Raw genomic sequence first — 22,811 nt, forward strand, 5'->3', positions numbered from 1 at the left:
TCATAATTTCGTGTCGTTCGATCCATAATAATAACCGTGAGGTGATAGCAATGAATTCTCAAACGGTATATGCTGAGGGTAAAGATTCGATTGAAGTCCACTTAACGCCAGATGAAGCCCTTGCACTAACAGGTGTGGAATTTAACGGCAACCCTAAGATCAAGACAGATGCACAGCGTAAAATTCGCAGCGCATTCGAAAAAAAGACATTTGCCACAAGCTCAAACACAAAGTAGATCCTAATCTACCGGACAAGAATGAGCCTTAATTCCAAATATACACAACGAAGGAATTCCCCTGGATAGCTCATTTAAGAGCTGAGCCAGAGAATTCCTTTTTCTTTTTTACCCCAATCCCTTTACTTTTCGGGACAATTTCGGCACAATATTGCAAGTGACAGTTATCGTATAAGAGATAATCGGAGGAATACCTATGCGTTTACGCGGAAGAAAAGGAATACGTGAAAGTTTGGAAGAACAGACCGATCTAGTCATTCTTGACCCTCGGAGTTATAAAGGTGAGTGGTCCAAGCTATTCGGAAATGATCATCCGATCCATGTGGAGTTCGGAATGGGCAAGGGACAGTTTATCAGCCAAATGAGCTTCAAATATCCCGATATTAATTTTATCGGCGTTGATATGTATGATGAGCTGATCCGCCGTGCTGGAGATAAGGCTAGAGCAGTATGGGAGCCGGCAGGTCATGAGACGCCGCCCAACCTGAAATTGGCACTCGCCAATATTGATTATGCAGAGGAAGTATTTGCTCCAGGAGAGCTGGAACGAATTTATCTTAACTTCAGTGATCCATGGCCAAAGAGTAAGCATGCTCGTCGTCGTTTGACACACCCGCGTTTTCTTGACAAATATCGGGGGCTGCTAAGCGACTTAGGTGAAATTCATTTGAAAACAGATTCTCGAAGCCTATTTGAATTCTCATTAAATGCATTTGCGGACTTTGGTCTACAGATGAAAAATATCTCGTTAGACCTACATGCGGACGGCATCATAAATGAGGATCATATTATGACGGAATACGAGACGAAATTTGTCGGACGTGGCGTGAATATCCATCGTTGTGAGGCCATTGTAGGTGCGGAAGCGCTCAAGCAGTATCAAGCTACCCGTTTGGACAAATATCGGTTGTAGTTACAAAGCACTACTCCAAAAGATGTGCTTCAATAATAAAGCGGCAGCCTCCAAATGGTTTGGAGGCTGCCGCTTTTAAATTAACTATTCCAATAATTCGATAATGCTCTGAGCACATTGCAATGGGTGGTAACGGGCGATTTCCTCAAGATGAAGTTTTCGCTTATTCTGCACATCCTCGTAGTTGTTTAATAGACGTTCCATCCACATTACGACTACGTCTAAAGACTCTATCGGCTCTCCGAAACCTGCTGCGGTAAAATAGCGGCAATTCTCCTCCTCCTGCCCGGGCAGAGGGTTATAGAAAAGCATCGGTATTCCTTTAGCGAGCCCTTCACTGCAGGTCATTCCACCCGGCTTCGTGACGAGCAGATCGGACACCTCCATCAGCTTGTCAATCTCACGCGTAAAGCCTATCAAGGATATATTAGGATGATTATAACGTGAGTCTTCTTTCATTTCCTGAAGCAGCTCTTCATTCTTGCCGAGACAGAAAACAATCTGAATCTTCTCTCGCCATTCCGCCAGACAGGCATTTACAACCTGATCGTTCATGATCCCCCAGCCGCCGCCCATGACTAGTACCGTTGGCATATCCTTGAGATTGAATTGCTGTCGAATCTCCTGCTTTCCAGGATGCTGCCAAAAGTTAGGGTGTACGGGTATCCCAGTAACCTGAATTTTTGCAGAAGGAATGTTTCGCATACGCAATTTGGATTTAACCTCTGGTGTTGATACCAGATAACGGTCTACCTCTGGACTGATCCAACTGGCATGTGCGTCATAATCCGTTATAACAGTTACGAGAGGCATCTTTAGGGTAGGATCCACTCTCTTAAGACGAGATACTACAGCACCCGGAATGAAGTGTGTGCAGACAATAACGTCAGGTTTCAACTGCATTACAACATTTTTGGTATGCGTATAAAATATACGATGCAGGGCAAGCGTGGTAAGACGATTAAATGATTTCTGGTGACGGTAGACGTACCCCATCAGCTTTGGCTGAGTCGTTACCGTCTTACGGTAAGCAGACAGAATAATGGGTGCCATTTTGGGATTAAGGAAATTCCCAAGTTCTAGCACCTTCGTTTGTAAATTAGGTGACAGTTGGCGCAGACTGCTCGACAGCGCATAAGCTGCTTGAGTATGTCCTGCTCCAAAGCCTTCTGAGAGTATTAAAATTCTTTTTTTTTGCAATTTTGATTCACCTATTCTCAAAGGTTTTCCCGGTTTAACCATATATACTTCAGATCCATAAGGCTATAGTGCCCGCTGCAACACTGGTTCCGATCACTAAGCCTGCAAAGACATCAGATGGATAATGTAATCCCAGATAAATGCGTGAAAACCCGACAATACAGGCCAGCGGCAGCAGAATAACGGTCAAGGCAGGAAATGCTACCATATATGGGACCGTTGAAGCAAAGATAGCTGTAGTATGACCAGAAGGAAAGGAATGATCCTTTAATGGATTACGAAATGTGTTCGTATCCGGTAACGCCAGATAAGGCCGCATGCGTGGATACAGTTTTTTAGCGACAGCAACGGGCAAATGGCTAACAGCTAGAGCCGTCATTGCTTGCAGGCTAGCGGTTCTCCATGGCTGAGGAGCAAATGCCCATATCAGTATGTTGATAACAATTGTGCTTGTAGCTCCACCCAAATGAGTGAGATAGAAGAGCCAAAAGTTCAGAAAACGATTATGCATTCGTCCGTTGATCCACTTAAAAAGGTGCCGCTCCCAGAGATGTAGCTTCATGAATAAATGTCTCATATCTTGTCCCTCCGCCAGTCGGCTACCGATAACAGGTGCTTATGAGCAGTCCGTTCTTTAGCATTAGATCTGTCTTAATCATACTTTTTAAAGGTAGTCCATTTCAAGGAAAAGCTCAGTTTTGCTAGAAATTTGCTAGTTTTGACTTAGAGCCGCTAACGCCGTACAATGATTCAAGCGGACTAAACATGTTTAAAAGGGTAAGAGATAAATAAGGATCCAAATAAATGGAATCCATACAATTCTTTTAAGCAACACATATAAAAATTGTGAAGTCTGCCTAGAATAAGAATACTCTTGGTCTATTGTTAAGGGATGCAACAAAAGGGTCAGAAGGAACGTCAAGCAAGCTAGAGAGAAAAAAAAGAACACCGAGAGTGAAAAAAGGGGGCATCAAAAGGTCATGACAGACGCACTGTTTGTTACGCTCCAAGTGATCTTGGCAGCAATCGCAGTATATCAGTTTACCTTTTCGTTATTTGGTCTGCACAAGAAAAAGACAAAGACAAAGTATAAGCCAGAAAAAACATTTGCAGTACTTGTTGCTGCACATAACGAGGAAGAAGTCGTCGGCGCGTTAATGGAGAACCTGAAGCAGCTAAACTATCCTTCAGAACTGTTTGACGTATTTGTAATTTGTGACAATTGTACAGATGGCACAGCTCGCATTGTTAGAGAGCACGGAATGAACGCTTGTGTCCGTACTAACCCGAATCTACGTGGTAAAGGTTATGCCATTGAATGGATGCTCAAGGAGCTTTGGGGCATGCAGCGTCAATATGACGCAGTTGTAATGTTTGATGCCGATAATCTGGCACATACTGAATTCCTGATGGAGATGAATAATGATCTTTGTTCAGGAGCGCGTGTTATTCAAGGTTATATTGACACCAAGAATCCAGAGGACTCCTGGATTACTGCAGCGTATGGTGTGTCGTATTGGTATATTAACCGTTTGTGGCAACTTTCACGCCATAATTTGAATATGGCGAACTTCCTTGGCGGAACAGGAATGTGTTTCGAGACCAATCTCCTTAAAGAGATGGGCTGGGGAGCTACAAGCTTAGTTGAGGATCTGGAGTTTACGATGCGCAGTGCATCTCATGGTGTATATCCTAAGTTCAACTATGACGCTAAGGTATTTGATGAGAAGCCTCTAACTTTCAAGGCCTCTTCAAGACAGCGTCTGCGCTGGATGCAAGGACACTTTACTGTAGCTCGTCGTTATTTTTTTCCATTACTTTGGCAAAGTATTAAAGAACGTAGTTTAACGAAGTTTGACCTTGCGCTTTACGGAGCAAATGTGTACATTGTTTTGCTCACCTTCTTGATGACGGCGGTAATGTGGGTGGATATGGCCCTCTTTAACGGACCGAATATTGCTAATATTTACGGCAGCTTGCCAGTCTGGCTCGGTTTCCTTGCGATCGGTTTGAATCTGGTGACCTTTGGGATTGCGATGGCTTTGGAGAAGGTTAAATTTAAGAAGGTGTACGCTTATCTGGTGTTCTTCCCAATTTACCTGATCTCTTGGTATCCTATTACGTTCTATGCGTTCTTCACGCAGAACAACAAGCAATGGAGCCATACCAAGCATACGCGTGTCGTAAGACTTGAAGAAGTGCAAAGCAAGCAGGTATAAGATATTTAAGAATATTGAATAAAAGAATTGACACTCCGTTTGGAGTGGTGTATAGTATTCAAGTACGCAAATCATAGGGATTGCAAGAAGAAGCACCTGCTTCTCACCTGACTGGCATATTCGCCGGCTGGTTTTGATCTCAATGCTTTATGAATGTTAATGTTCATGAACGTTGATCAAACACGGGGTGTCGGGTGTTACCGGCACCCCTTTTTTATGGAGTAAGGCAGTATAGTTGTTAAAAAGATCCGGAGGTGGAGAGTTATCAGTAAGGAACATATGATCAATGATGAAATTCGGGCCAAAGAGGTACGGTTGGTTGGTGCGGAAGGTGAACAAATCGGAATTAAACCGATCCGCGAAGCGTTGCAAATGGCGATCGATCTTAATCTAGATTTAGTCAATGTAGCACCACAGGCTAAGCCGCCGGTATGCCGCATCATGGATTACGGCAAGTTCCGTTATGAAACGCAGAAGAAAGAGAAGGAAGCCCGTAAGAACCAGAAGATCGTTGATATCAAGGAAGTCTGGTTCCGTGCTAACATTGAGGAACATGATTATCAAACCAAGTTCCGCAATGTGATCAAGTTCTTGGGTGAAGGCGATAAAGTAAAGTGCTCCGTTCGTTTCCGCGGACGTGAGATTACACATGCGAATATCGGCCAGAAAATCCTCGAGCGTGTTAAGAACGAAGTGGCTGATATATCTGTTGTTGAGCGCCAGCCTAAGCTGGAAGGTCGCAGCATGATTATGATCTTGGCTCCTAAAGCCCAATAAATCTGGAGTCACTTGCTTACATGCAATTTGGCGCCGCATAATATTCAAGGAGGAAACACCATGCCTAAGATGAAAACACATAGCAGCCTGAAAGGCCGCTTCAAAATTACCGGAACTGGTAAAGTAACACGTTACAAAGCTCACAAAAACCACTTGCTGTCCCACAAATCTAAACGCGCTAAGCGCGTTCTGAACGGTAATCCAGTAATGGCCCCTGGGGATGTAAGACGTTTGAAACAAGGATTGGCTAACTTGAAATAGTTTATCACACATTTTTGGGAGGTTTATTAATATGGCAAGAGTTAAGGGCGGATTTGTAGTTCGTCGTAGACATAAAAAAGTATTGAAATTGGCAAAAGGTTATTTCGGTTCTAAACACCGCATTTTTAAAACAGCTAAAGAACAAGTAATGAAATCGATGGTTTACGCTTACCGCGACCGTCGTCAAACTAAACGTAACTTCCGCAGACTGTGGATCGTTCGTATTAATGCAGCAGCTCGTTTGAACGGTCTTTCTTACAGCAAGCTTGTATACGGCCTGAAATTGGCTGGTGTAGAAGTTAACCGTAAGATGCTGGCTGATCTGGCTGTAAATGATCTTAACGCATTCAACTCCTTGGCTGGTATTGCCAAAGAGAAAATCAACGCGTAAGTGTTGTAATATAATCGAAAAGCACCGCCTGCGTGTTGCCCATGCAGCGGTGCTTTTTTGTGTGGTATGAAGTATATAGAATGAGGAAATGATTTCTCTGCCGTAAAAAAACGAGAAAAAAACTCTGCTTAATGCAGAGTTATTCCCAGTACTTTACAGTATTGAGCTCGGCAGCGAGCTTTTTACTGATGGTTCTTCTTACTTTACGTAGCTCAGAACGTTCATTAGCTGATTCGCTGATCAATTTCTCTTCATCGGTTTCTGGGATTATGGCAGGAACTGGAGTGGGAGTACCATCCTCCCCAACTGCAACAAAGGTAAGGAATGAAGTGGCAGCGACGGCGCGCTCACCCGTATATAAGTTTTCTGAAATGATCTTTACGAATACCTCTATGCTTGTACGTCCGGTCCAAGAAACGAAGGATTCGAAGCATACGGAGTCTGTAGGTCGGATGGGCCTCAAGAAGTCAACAGAGTCTGTAGAGGCTGTAACGACATTGGCACGGCAATGGCGCATAGCTGAGATGGAGGCTACTTCATCAATGCCGCTCATAAGCTTACCGCCAAACAATGTTTTGTGATTATTAACATCATTAGGGAAAACGCGTCCGGTTTTGAAGACACGGGATTCACGGCAATATTTAAAAGCTGGCATCGTTTGTGGATTTTTTTCATCGGTCATATCTGATAACTTCCTTTCAGTGCAAATACTAAGCAATCATAATAATAGAAAACACATAAGTGTGCAATAATATTTGTAATGTGTTGGAATACTATACAAAGTAAAATAAGGTTTTCTAACATCATTCAAACATGATGATAACATGTCGTGTCATGGAAAGCGGTTACTTACGAAAAAGTACAAATATTTATTGACCTGAGGTCATTTATGGACTGGATTTTAGATTTTATTGCAGTTATAATTTGATCTATGGAATGTCCAAGTAGAACACAGATGACATCCAATATTTTAAGGGGGATCACATTCAATGAAAAAAGTTTTCAAGCTATCTCTTGTAATGTTGCTGGCATTCACAGTAGTATTGGCCGGTTGTGGAAACAACAACGCTAAGAATGCTGCAAATGGCGAGACTAATGCAGGAACAAATGGCGGAACAAATGCCGCAAAATCTGATTTCAAATTTGGTATGGTTACTGACATCGGAGGCGTAAACGATAAATCGTTTAACCAATCCGCATGGGAAGCATTACAAGCTCTTGAAAAAGAAACAGGTTCTTCCGTTAAATATTTGCAAAGTAAATCAAACGCTGACTATGAGCCAAACCTTAACCAATTCGTTAAAGATGGCTACAACTTGACTTGGGGTATTGGTTTTGATCTTGGCGACGCAATTAAAAAGGTTGCTGGTGAGAACGCAAATGCTAACTTGGCAATTATCGATAGCGTTGTAGATGCTCCTAACGTAGCATCCGTTACTTTCTCTGAGAACGAAGGTTCCTTCTTGGTTGGTGTGGTTGCTGGTTTGACTACAAAAACTAACAAAGTAGCTTTTATCGGCGGTATGGAAAGCCCAGTAATCAAACGTTTTGAAGTAGGCTTCAAAGCTGGTGTATTAGCAGTTAAGCCTGACGCTAAAGTTACAATTACTTATGCAGGTGCATATGACAAGCCAGATACTGGTAAATCTCTTGCAGCTACATTGTATAACGATGGTAATGACATCATCTTCCCTGCAGCTGGTGCAACAGGAAATGGCGTATTTAACGAAGCTAAATCCCGTAACAAAGCTGGCGGTGCTAAAGTATGGGTTATCGGTGTAGACAAAGACCAATCCATTGAATTTGGTACGGACGTAACTTTGACTTCTATGATCAAACGCGTTGACGAAGCTGTGAAGAAGGTTTCCAAAGAAGTAATCGATGGTACTTTCAAAGGTGGTACTACAACTGTTCTTGGTTTGAAAGACAATGGTGTAGGTATCTCTGATACATCTAAAGTTAACGTTTCTGAAGAGATCTTGGCTAAAGTTGAAGATTACAAAAAACAAATCATTGATGGAACAATTACAGTTCCTACCGAGTAAGATCTCCCTTTTATTTATCGGATTACAATAAGCAACAAAGAATAAGGCCGGTTATGTGCTGGCCTTATTCCTTGTTAAAGCACTGGTTATGATAAGTTGGACACAGTTATACCGTCTTGAAAAGGGCGGTACATCCGTGTCTGCATGGTAGTTATATATTCTGTGATGAGGGTGATTCCATGAGTGCTGCGGCTCCTGTCGTAGAGTTGAAGCAAATCACAAAACGATTTCCTGGTATTGTTGCTAACGATTCCATTAGCTTGACCTTAAAAAAGGGTGAGATTCTTGCATTGCTCGGTGAGAATGGTGCAGGTAAATCAACCCTAATGAATATCGTGTTTGGATTGTATCAACCGGACGAAGGTAGTATTGAAATCGACGGGAAACCGGTTATAATTGATAATCCCAATAAAGCGATTGAGCTTGGTATTGGTATGGTGCATCAGCATTTCAAGCTCGTGGAACCTTTTACGGTTACCGAGAATATTGTTCTTGGGATGGAGCCGAAGAAAGGTCTTAAAATTGACTATAAATCCGCTGCGGAACAGGTTCGGAAGCTATCGGAGCAATATGGCCTGCAAGTGAATCCAAATGCCGTTATTCATGACATTTCTGTAGGTATGCAGCAAAGGGTAGAAATTATGAAGACCCTGTACCGCGGAGCGGATATTCTCATATTTGATGAGCCGACTGCAGTACTTACGCCTCAAGAAATTACGGAATTGATGGCGATTATGAAGCGGCTTGTTGCAGAGGGAAAATCTATTATCCTGATTACGCATAAGCTTAAAGAAATTATGCAAATATCTGATCGGGTCACCATTATTAGACGCGGAAAAGTAATCGATACCGTAAATACCGCAGAGACTAATCCGAATGAACTAGCTGAGAAGATGGTTGGACGTGGCGTAACCTTCAAGGTAGATAAGAAGGCTCCTGAGGTTGGCAAAACTGTACTCGAGCTGAAGGATGTGAACAGCAAGAGTAAAGATGGTGTCTCAGTGCTGGACGGCCTTAGCTTTGATGTGAAAGCCGGAGAAATTCTCGGAATAGCTGGTGTAGATGGCAATGGACAGAGTGAACTGATTCAGGCCATTACAGGTCTGCGTAAAATTGATTCTGGTTCTATTCAGGTGTCCGGGAACGAGATAGCTAATTTATCCCCGCGTAAGATTACGGAGATGAATGTGTCTCATATTCCAGAGGACCGTCATAAGCATGGTTTGGTGCTTGATTTCTCAGTAAGTGAGAACATGGTTCTGGAAACTTACTATAAAAGTCCATATAACAAAAATGGCTTTATGCAAAATGATGTCATTGATAAATATGCTGAAGGTCTTGTGGAGCAATTTGATGTGCGTACACCTTCAATTCAGACCAAAGCACGTTCTCTATCCGGCGGAAATCAACAGAAAGCGATTATTGCTCGGGAAATAGATAAAGATCCGACATTACTTATTGCAGCACAACCAACACGTGGTCTAGATGTTGGGGCTATCGAGTTTGTTCAAAAGCAGCTTATCGCACAGCGTGACCAAGGAAAAGCTGTATTGCTCATTTCGTTTGAATTGGACGAGATTATGAATGTATCAGACAGAATTGCTGTTATCTATGAAGGCAAAATTGTCGGTGAAGTGTTCCCGCAGGATACGAATGACCAGGAACTGGGTCTTATGATGGCAGGCAGCTTGAAGCGGGGAGGTAAGGCAGTTGAATAAGTTCAAAAAAATCTTCACAACTGACAGCTATATCGTTCCTCTTGTCGCCATCGTACTTGGTTTTCTTGTGGGAGCAATAGTTATGCTTATGGGTGGTTATGATCCGATAACTGCTTACTCCGCACTGTTCTCACGTGTATTTGGTAACTTGTACAACTTTGGTGAAGCCGTGCGCGAAATGACGCCATTAATGCTCACTGGTTTAGCCGTAGCCTTTGCATTCCGTTCAGGGATGTTTAATATCGGGGCAGACGGACAAGTGATGATTGGTATGACAGCTGCGACCGTGGTGGGCATTAAATTTGCAGCCTTGCCAGGATTCATATTGGTTCCGCTTGCTGTTATTATAGCGGGGTTATGTGGAGGTCTGTGGGCTGGCATCGCCGGCTACTTGAAGGCCAAACGTGGGATTAATGAAGTTATTACCACGATCATGTTAAACTGGGTTGCTCTGTACTTGTCGAATTATATTGTAAGAGCATTTCTGTTACTCCCGGGACAGAATCGTTCCGAGGATATTCCAGCTTCACTTTCTATGACGTTCTTGAATTCGTTATTTGACAATGCACGTCTGCACTGGGGAACAGCTATTGCCCTTGCCGCAGCAGTATTCTTCTATGTTTACTTATGGAAGACTAAGCAAGGATATGAAATGCGTGCTGTTGGTTACAATCCTCATGCTGCCGAGTACGCAGGTATGAATGTTGGCCGTAACGTTGTAAAAGCAATGTTCATAAGTGGAGTATTTGCAGGGTTGGCCGGAGCAGGGGAGGTACTGGGTGTATTCCATTATCAATCTGTGTTCGCGGCATCACCAGGATATGGTTTTGATGGTATCGCAGTGGCTCTACTTGGTTTAACACACCCACTTGGTGTTGTTCTTGCTGCGATTCTCTATGGTACGTTGACTTATGGTTCTGCAGGAATGAGTTTTGCTGCAGATGTTCCTCCAGAGCTTATTCGTATCGTTATAGGTTCAATCATATTCTTTATTGCGGCACAAGGGATTGTGCGCTGGGTGCTTAAGCCCTTTTACTTCAAGCGCAAGAAAGAGAAGGTGTTATAGATGGATCTGCAGACGTTAGGTCAACTGCTTAATACAACGCTTGTTTTTTCCACAGCGCTCATTTTTGCCTCACTTGGCGGCATCTTCTCTGAACGCTCCGGTGTCGTAAATATTGGACTTGAAGGTTTGATGATGTTTGGTGCTTTTGCCGCAGCAGTAGGCGGTTATTATGCTCAAGATGCTGGGATGGGTGAATGGGCTCCTTGGATTGGCGTACTATGTGCTATGGCCGTCGGGGTAATTGGTTCACTAATTCATGCAGTTGCAGCTATTACCTTTAAATCGGATCAGACGATCAGTGGTACGGTTATTAACTTTTTAGCCGCAGGCAGTACGCTCTACATGGTAAAGCTGCTGTTTGATGGATCTGCTGAAACTCCACTAATCGATGGGTTTAACAAGGTTTCAATTCCTGGACTCTCCAAAATCCCAGTGATCGGTGAAGGGATATTTAATTCCTATCCGACCACTTATCTGGCCATTGTGCTGGTTATTGTTATTTATTTCGTTTTGTTTAAAACGCCATTTGGACTGCGTTTACGCGCAGTAGGTGAACATCCTAGTGCTGCAGACACCTTAGGGGTCAAGGTGAAGCGGATGAGATATATCGGCGTAATGCTGAGTGGATTGCTGGCTGGTATCGGTGGTGCTACAATCACTCTAACTACAACTGGAACCTTTGGGCATAATACGATTTCAGGTCAAGGTTTTATCGCTATTGCAGCGATGATCTTTGGTAAGTGGAATCCGCTTGGTGCCTTTGGCGCTGCTGTATTCTTCGGATTCTCTCAAGCGATCCGTAACTACGTACAATTGTTTGAATGGTCAAAGGACATACCACAAGAGTTCATCTTTATGATTCCTTACGTATTAACGATCATTGTATTGGTGGGTGCTGTAGGTCGTTCCGCTGCTCCTAAGGCATTAGGTCAGCCTTACGATCCTGGTAAACGCTAGATCTTTTCGATTTTTTGCTTATATCATTATCAAGCCGTATTTCCGGACTTTTCCGGAGATACGGCTTTTTTTGTTAGGATCGATATGGATAAACATTAAGAGGTAAGGGCAAGTGTACAGGCGAAGGTACTTTTGTGCGAATAAACTGTTTTGAAGATGGTGGGAATCAGAGGCATGCAAAACTTTTTGGAGGGGATATTATGACTAAGCCAGTTACGAAAAAGCAGGTTATGAGGCTCATAGGTAAACAGATCATCGCTGTGAAAAAAGATGGCACACAGGTTACAGGAAAGCTGCTTCGTGTATCAGGAAATCGTCTTATTTTGCAACGTGTAAGTGGTAAAAAAGTACAAACTAAAGCAATCATTCCATTAGTGTTGTTTGATTTGCTCGCCATTGGTACTGCCCCTTATGCTTATGGTGGAGGTTATGGAGGAGGCTATGGAGGAGGCTATGGTGGAGCTTCACCTTATGGTGGCGGTTACGGATATGGAACTCCTTATGGAGGTTATGGGTACGGAGGCACACCATATTCACCTTTTGGATTCTTTTGAGTTCCGATAAGTGCTGCTTTGGCTAGGAGAATCGTTTCTCAAGCTCGTAACAAAAACTTAGCGATTGATAACGGGCTACGCTGTAGCCCAATTTTCGATAAAAGGCTAGCGCTGCTGCATTCCCTAGATCGACAGATACCTTAGAACGATGACAACCGCGAGAAAGTGCAAATCTTTCTGCCCGATCCATAAGCATATTTCCCAAGTGTTTTCGCCGAGCATCTGGTGCAATGGCTAGCATATCGATGTAGAGTAAATCACCATGCAGCAAGAAATGGACAAACCCGTTTGGATCGCTTTCATAGTCGGGACAGGTGACAAGTGTGATTCCGTGTCCTAGACGACGGGGTAAATCCTTTTTGATTTTAGTGATTTCAGTTTGCGGCAGATGAGATAATGGAACGAGCTGTCGCTCGATTAAATCAAAAATAACAACGTCATCCTGCTTCGGTCGACGATAACGAATCATAGAGCGTCCCCTTTCCACGCATTGTCGTACATCATATGTTGGGAGAGGGGCAGGCGTTCCGAGAGGGTAGAAGCAGGAGTTGTGACGATTTTAAAAATAAGGGTATTGACTATCCGTGATAGGAATCATATAATGTGTCTAAACATTTTAACGAACATACTTGTATCGGCAATGATGAGGACGAAGTTTTAAGGGCTCTTTTGCTCAGAGAGTGTGAGGATTTGCTGCAACCTCCACCGAAATCCCTTATATACGAGCTCACCTCGGAGCTGTTTCCCTGAAAGGTCCACTGGCTAGAGTGGTGGAATTATTAGGGGGAATCGTTTAGTCCGCGTTACGGACTTCAGGTTACAGAGATTAGGGCCCTTGCCTACATCGATGGATTTTTGTATACCTGATAAGGCGTTGCATCGCGAGATGTAATGCAAACATGGGTGGTACCACGGAAGATCAACCTTTCGTCCCTCACGCGCTAATACTGTGCGTGGGAGGCGGAAGGTTTTTTTGTTTTATAAATAACTATTTGCTGATGTATAGAGGACGGTCCGTCATTTGCATAATGAATGTTAAATATCGGAGGAGGAATACTGATGAGCGCGCAAATACCGGAATTACGGTCTACAGAGCAGCTAAAAGAAAAATGGATGGAGCCGGAAGTTATTACCGGTTCGGAAATACTACTCCGCAGCCTTGTATTGGAGGGTGTAGACACAGTATTCGGATATCCAGGTGGAGCTGTATTGTACATTTATGATGCATTGTACGGTTTTACGGATTTCAATCACGTGTTAACACGTCATGAGCAAGGAGCGATTCATGCAGCTGACGGTTATGCTAGAGCAAGTGGCAAACCAGGGGTGTGTATCGCAACCTCGGGTCCAGGCGCAACAAACCTTGTAACAGGTATTGCTACAGCATATATGGACTCCACTCCATTGGTCGTAATCACAGGTAACGTTTTCTCAAGCCTGATCGGTACAGATGCTTTCCAGGAAGCAGACATAACTGGAATCACGATGCCAATCACTAAGCACAGCTACTTTGTAAGAGATGTTGAGGATCTCCCTCGCGTAATACATGAAGCTTTCCATGTGGCGAATACCGGTCGTAAAGGTCCAGTATTGATCGATATACCGAAAGATGTGTCGGCAGCAAAGACGTTGTTCACACCAGTGAAGACCGTAAATCTTCGTGGCTACAACCCTTGTACAGTTCCAAACAAACTGCAGCTTGATAAACTGGTTCGTGCGATTGAGGTTGCTGAACGTCCGATTATCATTGCAGGTGGTGGAGTTATCTACTCCGGAGCACATGAGGCTATGTTCGAATTCGTGAAACGGACAGAGATTCCAATAACTACAACCCTGCTGGGACTTGGAGCCTTCCCAAGTGCTGAAGAGCTTTGGATGGGAATGCCAGGTATGCATGGCACATATACCGCAAACAATGCGATTCAGCAATGCGATTTGCTCATTAATATCGGTGCCCGCTTCGATGACCGTGTTACGGGTAGGCTGGACGGCTTCGCGCCAAAAGCCAAGATCGTGCATATCGATATCGATCCTGCAGAAATCGGAAAAAATGTATCGCCTGATATTCCGATCGTTGGAGATGTAAAAACTGTACTGGAAATGCTGATTCCTGAGGTTGGCCGTGCATCTAAGGCTGATGCTTGGAGAACGCATATCGCGCAGTCGAAGCTTGATCAGCCACTTCGGTATAAAGATTCGGAGACAGAGCTTAAACCACAATGGGTTATTGAAATGATTAATGACACCACTAATGGTGAAGCGATTGTTACTACGGACGTTGGCCAGCATCAAATGTGGGCAGCACAATATTACAAGTTCAATCATCCGCGTTCATGGATTACTTCAGGTGGTCTTGGAACGATGGGCTTCGGATTCCCATCAGCTATCGGTGCGCAAATGGCACATCCTGAACGGTTGGTAGTATCGATTAACGGGGATGGCGGTATGCAAATGTGTTCCCAAGAGCTGGCGATTTGTGCGATTAACAATATACCTGTCAAAATCGTTGTTATTAATAATCAAGTGCTTGGAATGGTTCGCCAATGGCAGAATCTTATCTATGACAAACGTTATAGCTATACTGACCTTGCAGGTAGTCCGGATTTCGTTAAGCTGGCTGAGGCCTATGGTGTAAAAGGTCTACGGGCGACGAATAAGGAAGAAGCACGTGATGCATGGCAGAAAGCTCTGGAAACACCGGGTCCAGTATTGGTAGAATTCGTTGTTCCAAAAGACGAGAATGTCTACCCGATGGTAACTCAAGGTTCAACCATCGATCATATGCTGATGGGGGATGAATAACAGTGACAAGACATACGATTTCTGTACTCGTAAATGACCAGCCAGGTGTGCTTCAACGGGTGTCAGGCTTGTTCGGTCGCCGTGGATTTAATATTGAGAGTATTACAGTCGGCCAGTCCGAAGAGGTTGGATTATCCCGGATGGTTATCGTTACTCTTGGCGACCAGCATACCCTTGAACAAATCGAGAAGCAGCTCTATAAGCTAATTGATGTTATCAAAGTTGTTGATCTTGGAGCTAAGCCTATGGTTGCACGCGAGCTGGCTCTGATTAAAGTGAATGCTGATCCAAGTGAGCGTCCGGAAATTTTGGGTGTAGTTGAGACTTTCCGTGCTTCAGTTGTCGATATCGGCAGCACCACTATACTGGTGCAGGTAGTTGGGGAGACACAAAAGATTGACGCGATGATCGAGCTATTGAAGCCTTATGGAATCAGAGAGCTGTCTCGCACAGGTGTTACGGCTATGGTACGTGGCAACTCTTAAATAGTTTATTTTGCGACTTTAACGGATTACTGCTTGATTGCATTAATCTGATATGATATGAATGACATTCCCGCTAAAGAGCGGGAGCTTGAGGAGCAGCTTGATCTAATCGACGAATCCAGTTCTCTTGAAGCACCCGCTCTTTATGATGGGTCTCAAATTAAAGGAGGATATTGACAATGGCAGTTACAACGTACTATGAACAGGATGCAGAACTTAGTGTATTAAAAGGAAAGACAATTGCGGTAATCGGGTACGGTAGCCAAGGACATGCCCAAGCACAAAACCTACGTGACAGTGGTCTTCAAGTTGTCATCGGTCTTCGTGAAGGTAAATCTTTTGAAACTGCGAAAAATGACGGTTTTGAAGTATTGCCAGTAGCTGAAGCAGTATCCCGTGCAGATGTTGTGCAAATCTTAATGCCAGATGAAACTCAAGCATCCGTATATAAAAATGAAGTGGAACCAAACCTCAAAAAAGGCGCAGCTTTGATGTTCTCCCACGGCTTTAACGTACACTTTGGACAAATCGTTGCTCCTAAAGATGCGGACGTGCTGCTCGTAGCACCAAAATCTCCAGGTCACATGGTTCGTCGTACTTATGTTGAAGGCTTTGGCGTTCCTGGCTTGATTGCTATCGAACAAGATGCAACAGGTAAAGCGAAAGAAATCGGTCTTGCTTATGCAAAAGGTATTGGTTGTACACGTGCAGGAGTTATCGAAACTTCTTTCCGCGAAGAAACCGAAACCGACTTGTTCGGCGAACAAGCAGTACTTTGTGGTGGTGTATCCGCACTGATCAAAGCTGGATTCGAAACTTTGACAGAAGCAGGCTATGCTCCTGAAATGGCTTACTTCGAATGTCTGCACGAATTGAAACTGATCGTTGACATGGTATACGAAGGCGGATTGTCCAGCATGCGCGATTCCATCAGTAACACTGCTGAGTACGGTGACTATGTAACTGGACCACGCATTGTAACTGAAGATACTAAAAAAGCTATGAAAGCTGTTCTGACAGATATTCAAGAAGGTAAATTCGCTCGTGACTTTATCCTTGAGAACCAATCCGGACGTGCTTTCCTTACCGCTACTCGCCGCAACGAAGCTGCTCACCCAGTAGAAGTTGTAGGTAGCCAATTGCGTGAAATGATGCACTGGATTAAGAAATAATTATAATCATACTTATGATTAAATAGTATTACCTTCAAATGCGGCCGTGACTTTGCGAGCCGCATTTGAGAGTTTTAGCACAATTTTTGGGAGGTGCTTAGCATGCGGAAAATTTATGTGTTCGATACGACACTGCGAGATGGAGAGCAGTCACCAGGTGTGAACCTCAACACGCGTGAGAAAGTGGAGATCGCTTACCAGTTAGAGAAGCTGGGAATTGATCGCATGGAAGCGGGTTTTCCAGCAGCTTCTCCAGGTGATCTAGCTTCTGTTAATGCGGTGGCAAGAGCTGTGAAGAACGTCACGGTAATCGGCCTTTCTCGTTCTAGAGAGACAGATATTGATGCTGTAAAAGAAGCACTACAGGGAGCGCAGGACCCTTGTATTCATATTTTTCTAGCTACATCTCCTATTCACCGGCAGCATAAGCTGCGGATGGATAAGGCTCAGGTGTTGGAAACTGCACAGTCTGCTATCCGATACGCTAAGAAATATTTCCCTAAGCTCGAGTTTTCATTAGAAGACGCGGGCCGTACGGAGTATGATTTCATGGCTGAAATGGTCGGCATGGCTATCCGGGAAGGGGCTAATGTTGTTAATATCCCGGATACTGTGGGTTATTTGAATCCTTCTGAGTACGGAGCTATCTTTAAATATCTAAAAGAGAATGTGCCTGATATTGAACGCGTACAGCTTAGTGCTCATTGTCATAACGACCTTGGCATGGCTACGGCCAATACGTTAGCCGCGATTCAGAATGGTGCAGATCAGATCGAAGGAACGATCAACGGGATCGGTGAACGTGCCGGGAACACAGCGATTGAAGAAGTGGCATTGGCGCTGGAGACACGTGCTGAATTCTTTGGCGCAAAAACTTCCTTAACTTTGTCCGAGATTTCTCGCACAAGTCGCTTGGTCAGCAAGCTGACAGGTATGGTGGTTCCAGGGAATAAAGCGATTGTAGGAGCTAACGCATTTGCTCATGAATCGGGTATTCACCAGGACGGAATGCTGAAAGAGAAAACCACTTATGAGATCATGACACCGGAGACCATTGGACTTAAAGAGAGCAAACTGGTACTTGGTAAGCACTCTGGACGCCATGCTTTCCGCGATAAGTTAAGTGATCTAGGGTATGATTTATCCGAAGAAGAGCTTAATACAGCTTTTTCGAGATTTAAGGATTTGGCGGATAAGAAAAAAGAAGTGTCGGATGAAGATATTTTGGCATTAATTGAAGAGAAACTAATTGATACGCCAGAAGTATTCAGACTTCAGACGATTTACGTTACTTACGGTAATAAAGCTGTTCCAACTGCTAAGGTGATTATCGATGGTCCGGAAGCGGAGCCTATTGTAGCAGAGGCAGAAGGCAATGGTTCTGTAGATGCCATCTACAATGCAATTGATAAAGCCACGGGTGAGGAAGTTACCCTTGGGGACTATTCCATTAAATCCGTCTCCCGTGGTAAAGATGCACAGGGCGAGGTTCATGTAGTACTGTCGCAGGGTGAAGTTGCTGCACAGGGTCGTGGACTTAGCACCGATATTCTGGAAGCGAGTGCCCGTGCTTATATTGATGCGCTTAACAAGCTTCTAGAGAAGCGTAAAACTTACACCAAACGTGACCACGCAAGTATATAAAATGTACATTGTATTTTTTATTTTTTAAGTAGTATTACGCTTACTATTAAGATCTAGAAGAGAATACATGAGATACGACAGGGATATGCGAGTTTACATCGCATATCCCTGTTTTTTTATTTGGAAGAAAAAGTATGGAAAAGACTTGTACAGGACTCTGTTCAGATTATGTATAGATGCATTATTTACAATAGATGTAAGCATGGCGATTAGTAGAAGGAGAAAAAATCAAGGAGGTCACTGCGGAGCATTAGAGCATAAGAGCACAAGATCCAAAGTATAGAACTTGGGAAAGCACAATAAACGAATTGAAAAGGAGGCATTTTAATAATGTTATCAAAAAAGAAAATAAGCGCATGGCTCATAGTATTATTACTTGTGACGCAGTGGGCTTATAGCTTTGGCTTCGGGTTCAATACGCCAGCATATGCGAGTGGAAATGGTACTGTGATTGGAGATAATCTCATTACTAGTGTTTCGCTTGCAGTATACACCGATGATAAATACACAAATACGGTTACGGAAAGCGTATATCAGCTTGATTCCTATTCGGAATTAAACTATACATGGGCAATTTCAGATGGGCATGGGTATAAGGAGGGTTCTACCTTTACGTTTGATCTTCCAACACAGTTTGAACTTTATAATGATCTGAATGGTAATCTCATTTTTGACGATGAGCCTGTAGGGACTTATACGGTTGACAAAAATACCAATAAAGTTGTATTCACATTTAACAAATATATTGAATCCCATGATCAAGTGGGCGGCACCTTTACAGTAAGGTCGCTACTGAGCTCCAAAAAGATTACAGGCTCTGCTAAGCAGACAATAACATTCCCTATTCAGGGAGGAACTCAGACCATTGAGCTTAATTTTAAGCCAAAGGTTAGCTCTACGATAGAAAAAAACGGTTCACCGAAACCGCAGTATTATAACCCAACAAGCATTGCTTGGACGGTTGATGTAAACAAGGTTCTGGATAGTGTTTACAATGCAGAGGTTACAGACAAGCTTCCTTTGGGATTGTCTTTAAATACCGTATCTATTGCTGTTTATGAGCTTGACGTGAATGTCGATGGGACTGCAAGTCTTGGTAGTTTGGTGAATAGCGGCAAGTATGATGTATCCGCCTCCTCTTCAGGTGAGCTTAAACTTAAATTTACGGATAACCCGATTACCAAGGCCTATCGAGTTCAATTTTATACAGATATTACCGGTTCAGGTATAGATGCAGCATCGTTCTATAATGAGGCTATTCTAACTGGGGATGGCGGGATTTCTAAGAAAGCTAGTACTACAGTTACAGTTGGGCGCGGCAAGCCGCTGTCGAAAGAGTCCACTGGATACGATGCGGCAACTCAGACGATTTCTTGGGCTGTTAATTTCAATTACAATGAAAAAACAATTTTAGCGGCAAATGCTATCTTAAAGGATATGTTTAACAACTCCCAAGATTTAATCCCTACCTCTGTCAAAGTCTATCCGGTAACGATTGACAGCAATGGTAAAGGGATCAAAGGCGCAGAACTTGCTTCAAGCGAATATACGGTGACGCCAACAACTGCAACGGGGTTAAATGGTTTTGATCTGAAATTCAACAATGATTTAAGTTCTGCTTACCGAATTGAATATCAGACAAAAGCAAATGGCCGTGTATTTGATGATGGCCAAATTACGAACAAGATTACTTATGATGGAAAATCAGAAACTGGAAATCGCGATATTAAACAGCAAATTCTTCATAAGAACTATAGCAATGTTAATTATGCGACAAAGACTATTGATTGGACGATTCAAATTAACGATGACAGCAAGACTATGGAAAATTTAGTGGTGACCGATACTTTTGGCAACGCGGGATTAAAGCTAATTCCTGGCACATTAAAGGTTAAACCGACCAAAGGTGGAACTGCTACCGTTCATACTGTTGTTTACAATGATCATAATCCACCTGCAGTGGACGATGGGTTTGTAATTACTTTTAATGGTTCAATTAATGAGCCTTATACTATTACTTATACAACAAGCTTTAACTATGATTGGCTGGCTTCGGGCAAAACGCAATTTTCAAATAAAGGTGCACTCGATTGGAAAGAAACGGTGAATGGGGTACAGGAGCCAAAGCATAAAGAAGCGACCTCAACCTTTAATCCAAGAGATGAAGTTAAAAAAAATGGGAAAAAGAGTGGGTCCTACAATGCTGTAACCAAAGAGATCACCTGGAATATTGGTGCCAATTATAATCAGAAAACGTTAAGCCAAGCACAATTGGTAGATACCATTTCGGCTGGGCAAGTCGTCAACGAGGATTCTGTAAAAGTTTATAAATGGGAATATGGGAAGAATGGTGATCCTTCTCCTCAAGCTAACGTGAATTCCGCTGATTATAATGTGAAGCTAAATGGTAATGAGCTGAAGGTGACATTTAATAAAACCATTAATTATGCGTTCTACGTCACTTTCAAAACTACATTCGCTGATCAAGCGATTGATTCAAATGAAATTAAAAATACAGCCATATTGTATGACGGTACGAAAGAAGAATCCGCAAAACTGGAAGCCACTGTTAGTATTCCACAAGGTGGGGAATACGTTAATAAAGGCGGCGATCAGGACGGCAATAAAATACATTGGACAGTTAACATCAACCGTAACCAATCTTTTGTAAAAGAAGCGGTAATTACAGATATTCCGAGTGATAATCAGATCCTACTGTCTAATACTTTTCATGTCTATAAAACGACTGTTAAAGCTGATGGGACTATAACACCAACCAATCAAGAGTTGATCAAAGATACGGATTATAAGCTGGAGATTACTGCGGACAGCAATGGAAAGGAAAGCTTTGAGCTTAGTTTCCTAAAGGATATTTCGGAGGCTTATATTCTGAAATATGACTCCCTGATTACAGCACAGAACAATGATAAAGTAACCAATAAAGTTAGTTTTGATGGTAAGAACGTCAAGGTAATAACAAATGAAAGTACCAAGGAAATTACAGTTAAGCTTTCCAGCGGTTCTGGAACAGGAAGTGGTGTAAGAGGACCCCTGACCATTACGAAGATAGACTTTAGTAATCCTGCAAAGCTACTAAGTGGAGCTACATTTGATCTATATCGCGTTGTTGACAACGATAAGATCTGGATAAAGGACGGTACTACAGATATAAATGGGATACTCGAATTTACCAAGCTAACCGGTGGGAAATATGTAGTGATTGAGAAAACAGCACCTGTGGGTTATGTACTTGATCAAACACCACATGAAGTGACTATTGCCTTGACGACAGGGGTAAGTCTTGAGGTGAAGAATAAAGTTCCAACACCAACAGCAACACCCGCTCCGACAGTAACACCGGCGCCAACGGTCACACCGACGCCGACAGCAACACCGACGCCGACAGCAACACCAACGCCGACAGCAACGCCGACGCCGACAGCAACGCCGACGCCGACAGCAACGCCGACGCCGACAGCAACACCGACGCCGACAGCAACACCGACGCCGACAGCAACAGCAACACCAACACCAACAACAACACCGACGGCAACGCCGACAGCAACACCGACGGAAACACCTGTGTCGACAGTAACACCTACGTCGACGCCAGACAATCCAATTTTCCCTGTGTCGACCCCGACGTCAATACCGGGAGTAATCGTTACGGCTACTCCATCCGCAACACCTGTGGTGGCGACACCAACGGTAGCACCAACAGCAACACCAACTATTACGGCGGTGCCAACTAGCACGCCTATTGTTCCGAAGGTGACGCCACCTGTAGAGAAACTGACTACAGATGAGGAAGTTCCTCTTGAAGGTGAAATCCCACTTGGGGGCGTGCCGAGTGTCGGTGAAAAGCCAGATCATGGTAAGGTGACAATTACTAAGGATGGCAAGTGGATTTATACACCAGATCCAGGCTTCATTGGCAAAGACAAGTTCACGATCATTGTGACAGATGAGAATGGAAATGAAGAAGAGATCGAGATCGAGATTGATGTCGAGGAAGTACCGACAGGTACAGTGAAAGAACCAGGGGATAACAGCAGTAAACCAACAGAGCTTCCGAAAACGGGAGAAGACAGTGCACTTCCTATTTACTTAGTAGGTGGAGGTCTAGTTCTTGTGGGATTTGTGTTAGCTCGAAGATTTAAACGAAGTAATTAATATATCGTAATGATAAGGGTGCTGTCCCGGCACTCAACACCCATAGGATAAAAGTCAACGGAGCAAGGCTCCTCCTGTTATTGGAGGAGCCTTGCTCTTTATTTTTGGTCTATGGCTACTCGTTTCATAACCTTCTTCACTTACTACCCAACTCCCAACGAAGTGAACCTTGACGAAAATGGGATTTTCACTCATTAT

General features: G+C 43.4%; 20 protein-coding genes. 16 read left to right on the forward strand and 4 right to left on the reverse strand.

What is annotated here, in order from left to right:
* Positions 1-50 precede the first annotated feature (50 nt).
* Complete coding sequence (locus tag H70737_RS06380) at positions 51-236, forward strand: hypothetical protein (protein ID WP_042125061.1); 186 nt, start codon at positions 51-53, stop codon at positions 234-236.
* 196 nt (positions 237-432) lie between these two features.
* A complete protein-coding gene (gene trmB, locus H70737_RS06385) occupies positions 433-1,149 on the forward strand; it encodes a tRNA (guanosine(46)-N7)-methyltransferase TrmB (RefSeq protein WP_036679523.1) in 717 nt (238 codons plus the stop codon).
* 84 nt (positions 1,150-1,233) lie between these two features.
* Here the strand turns inward: trmB and H70737_RS06390 are convergent, their stop codons facing one another.
* The gene (locus tag H70737_RS06390; RefSeq protein ID WP_081382712.1) at positions 1,234-2,349 is read right to left on the reverse strand and encodes an MGDG synthase family glycosyltransferase; all 1,116 of its coding nucleotides are present in this window, start codon (positions 2,347-2,349) and stop codon (positions 1,234-1,236) included.
* Between the two features lie 49 nt (positions 2,350-2,398).
* Positions 2,399-2,926 (reverse strand): phosphatase PAP2 family protein, encoded by a 528-nt coding sequence (locus tag H70737_RS06395; RefSeq protein ID WP_042185706.1) that lies wholly within the window; start codon positions 2,924-2,926, stop codon positions 2,399-2,401.
* Positions 2,927-3,329: 403 nt separating this feature from the next.
* On the opposite strand from H70737_RS06395, the gene H70737_RS06400 reads away from it, so the two are divergent.
* The 4 genes from H70737_RS06400 (at position 3,330) to rplT (ending at position 5,997) form a co-directional block, all read left to right on the forward strand.
* Entirely contained in the window at positions 3,330-4,568 is a 1,239-nt protein-coding gene (locus tag H70737_RS06400) for a glycosyltransferase family 2 protein (protein WP_042185708.1), read from the forward strand.
* Between the two features lie 279 nt (positions 4,569-4,847).
* Entirely contained in the window at positions 4,848-5,345 is a 498-nt protein-coding gene (gene infC, locus H70737_RS06405) for a translation initiation factor IF-3 (RefSeq protein ID WP_042125071.1), read from the forward strand.
* Positions 5,346-5,405: 60 nt separating this feature from the next.
* A complete protein-coding gene (rpmI, locus tag H70737_RS06410) occupies positions 5,406-5,606 on the forward strand; it encodes a 50S ribosomal protein L35 (RefSeq protein ID WP_036679507.1) in 201 nt (66 codons plus the stop codon).
* A gap of 31 nt (positions 5,607-5,637) precedes the next feature.
* Positions 5,638-5,997, forward strand: a complete 360-nt coding sequence (rplT, locus tag H70737_RS06415) for a 50S ribosomal protein L20 (protein ID WP_042125073.1) — start codon at positions 5,638-5,640, stop codon at positions 5,995-5,997.
* Between the two features lie 139 nt (positions 5,998-6,136).
* On the opposite strand, the gene H70737_RS06420 is transcribed toward rplT, so the two are convergent.
* Complete coding sequence (locus H70737_RS06420; protein ID WP_042185711.1) at positions 6,137-6,679, reverse strand: acyl-CoA thioesterase; 543 nt, start codon at positions 6,677-6,679, stop codon at positions 6,137-6,139.
* Positions 6,680-6,986: 307 nt separating this feature from the next.
* On the opposite strand from H70737_RS06420, the gene H70737_RS06425 reads away from it, so the two are divergent.
* The 5 genes from H70737_RS06425 to H70737_RS06445 all read left to right on the forward strand — a co-directional run bounded on the left by H70737_RS06425 (position 6,987) and on the right by H70737_RS06445 (position 12,337).
* Positions 6,987-8,042: a BMP family lipoprotein gene (locus H70737_RS06425; protein WP_042185713.1), complete on the forward strand. Its 1,056-nt coding sequence runs from the start codon at positions 6,987-6,989 to the stop codon at positions 8,040-8,042.
* 179 nt (positions 8,043-8,221) lie between these two features.
* A complete protein-coding gene (locus H70737_RS06430) occupies positions 8,222-9,760 on the forward strand; it encodes an ABC transporter ATP-binding protein (RefSeq protein ID WP_042125080.1) in 1,539 nt (512 codons plus the stop codon).
* Complete coding sequence (locus tag H70737_RS06435) at positions 9,753-10,826, forward strand: ABC transporter permease (protein ID WP_042125082.1); 1,074 nt, start codon at positions 9,753-9,755, stop codon at positions 10,824-10,826. The genes H70737_RS06430 and H70737_RS06435 overlap by 8 nt, the downstream gene beginning before the upstream one ends.
* Positions 10,827-11,783, forward strand: coding sequence for an ABC transporter permease (locus H70737_RS06440; RefSeq protein ID WP_042125085.1), 957 nt, complete (start codon positions 10,827-10,829; stop codon positions 11,781-11,783).
* 200 nt (positions 11,784-11,983) lie between these two features.
* The gene (locus tag H70737_RS06445; protein ID WP_042185715.1) at positions 11,984-12,337 is read left to right on the forward strand and encodes a hypothetical protein; all 354 of its coding nucleotides are present in this window, start codon (positions 11,984-11,986) and stop codon (positions 12,335-12,337) included.
* A gap of 22 nt (positions 12,338-12,359) precedes the next feature.
* Here the strand turns inward: H70737_RS06445 and H70737_RS06450 are convergent, their stop codons facing one another.
* Positions 12,360-12,806: a GNAT family N-acetyltransferase gene (locus H70737_RS06450; RefSeq protein ID WP_042125089.1), complete on the reverse strand. Its 447-nt coding sequence runs from the start codon at positions 12,804-12,806 to the stop codon at positions 12,360-12,362.
* Between the two features lie 590 nt (positions 12,807-13,396).
* On the opposite strand from H70737_RS06450, the gene ilvB reads away from it, so the two are divergent.
* The 5 genes from ilvB to H70737_RS06475 all read left to right on the forward strand — a co-directional run bounded on the left by ilvB (position 13,397) and on the right by H70737_RS06475 (position 22,613).
* Positions 13,397-15,139, forward strand: coding sequence for a biosynthetic-type acetolactate synthase large subunit (gene ilvB, locus H70737_RS06455; protein WP_042125091.1), 1,743 nt, complete (start codon positions 13,397-13,399; stop codon positions 15,137-15,139).
* Complete coding sequence (gene ilvN, locus H70737_RS06460) at positions 15,136-15,624, forward strand: acetolactate synthase small subunit (RefSeq protein WP_170880323.1); 489 nt, start codon at positions 15,136-15,138, stop codon at positions 15,622-15,624. Before ilvB ends, ilvN begins: the two co-directional genes overlap by 4 nt.
* A 179-nt stretch (positions 15,625-15,803) precedes the next feature.
* Positions 15,804-16,796, forward strand: a complete 993-nt coding sequence (ilvC, locus tag H70737_RS06465) for a ketol-acid reductoisomerase (RefSeq protein WP_036679485.1) — start codon at positions 15,804-15,806, stop codon at positions 16,794-16,796.
* A 102-nt stretch (positions 16,797-16,898) separates the two neighbouring features.
* Positions 16,899-18,440 (forward strand): 2-isopropylmalate synthase, encoded by a 1,542-nt coding sequence (locus H70737_RS06470; protein ID WP_042125095.1) that lies wholly within the window; start codon positions 16,899-16,901, stop codon positions 18,438-18,440.
* A 330-nt stretch (positions 18,441-18,770) separates the two neighbouring features.
* Positions 18,771-22,613: a collagen binding domain-containing protein gene (locus H70737_RS06475; RefSeq protein WP_042185717.1), complete on the forward strand. Its 3,843-nt coding sequence runs from the start codon at positions 18,771-18,773 to the stop codon at positions 22,611-22,613.
* The last annotated feature ends 198 nt before the right edge of the window (positions 22,614-22,811 follow it).

Origin of the sequence: Paenibacillus sp. FSL H7-0737 (assembly GCF_000758545.1) — a bacterium.
Taxonomy (GTDB): domain Bacteria; phylum Bacillota; class Bacilli; order Paenibacillales; family Paenibacillaceae; genus Paenibacillus_AQ.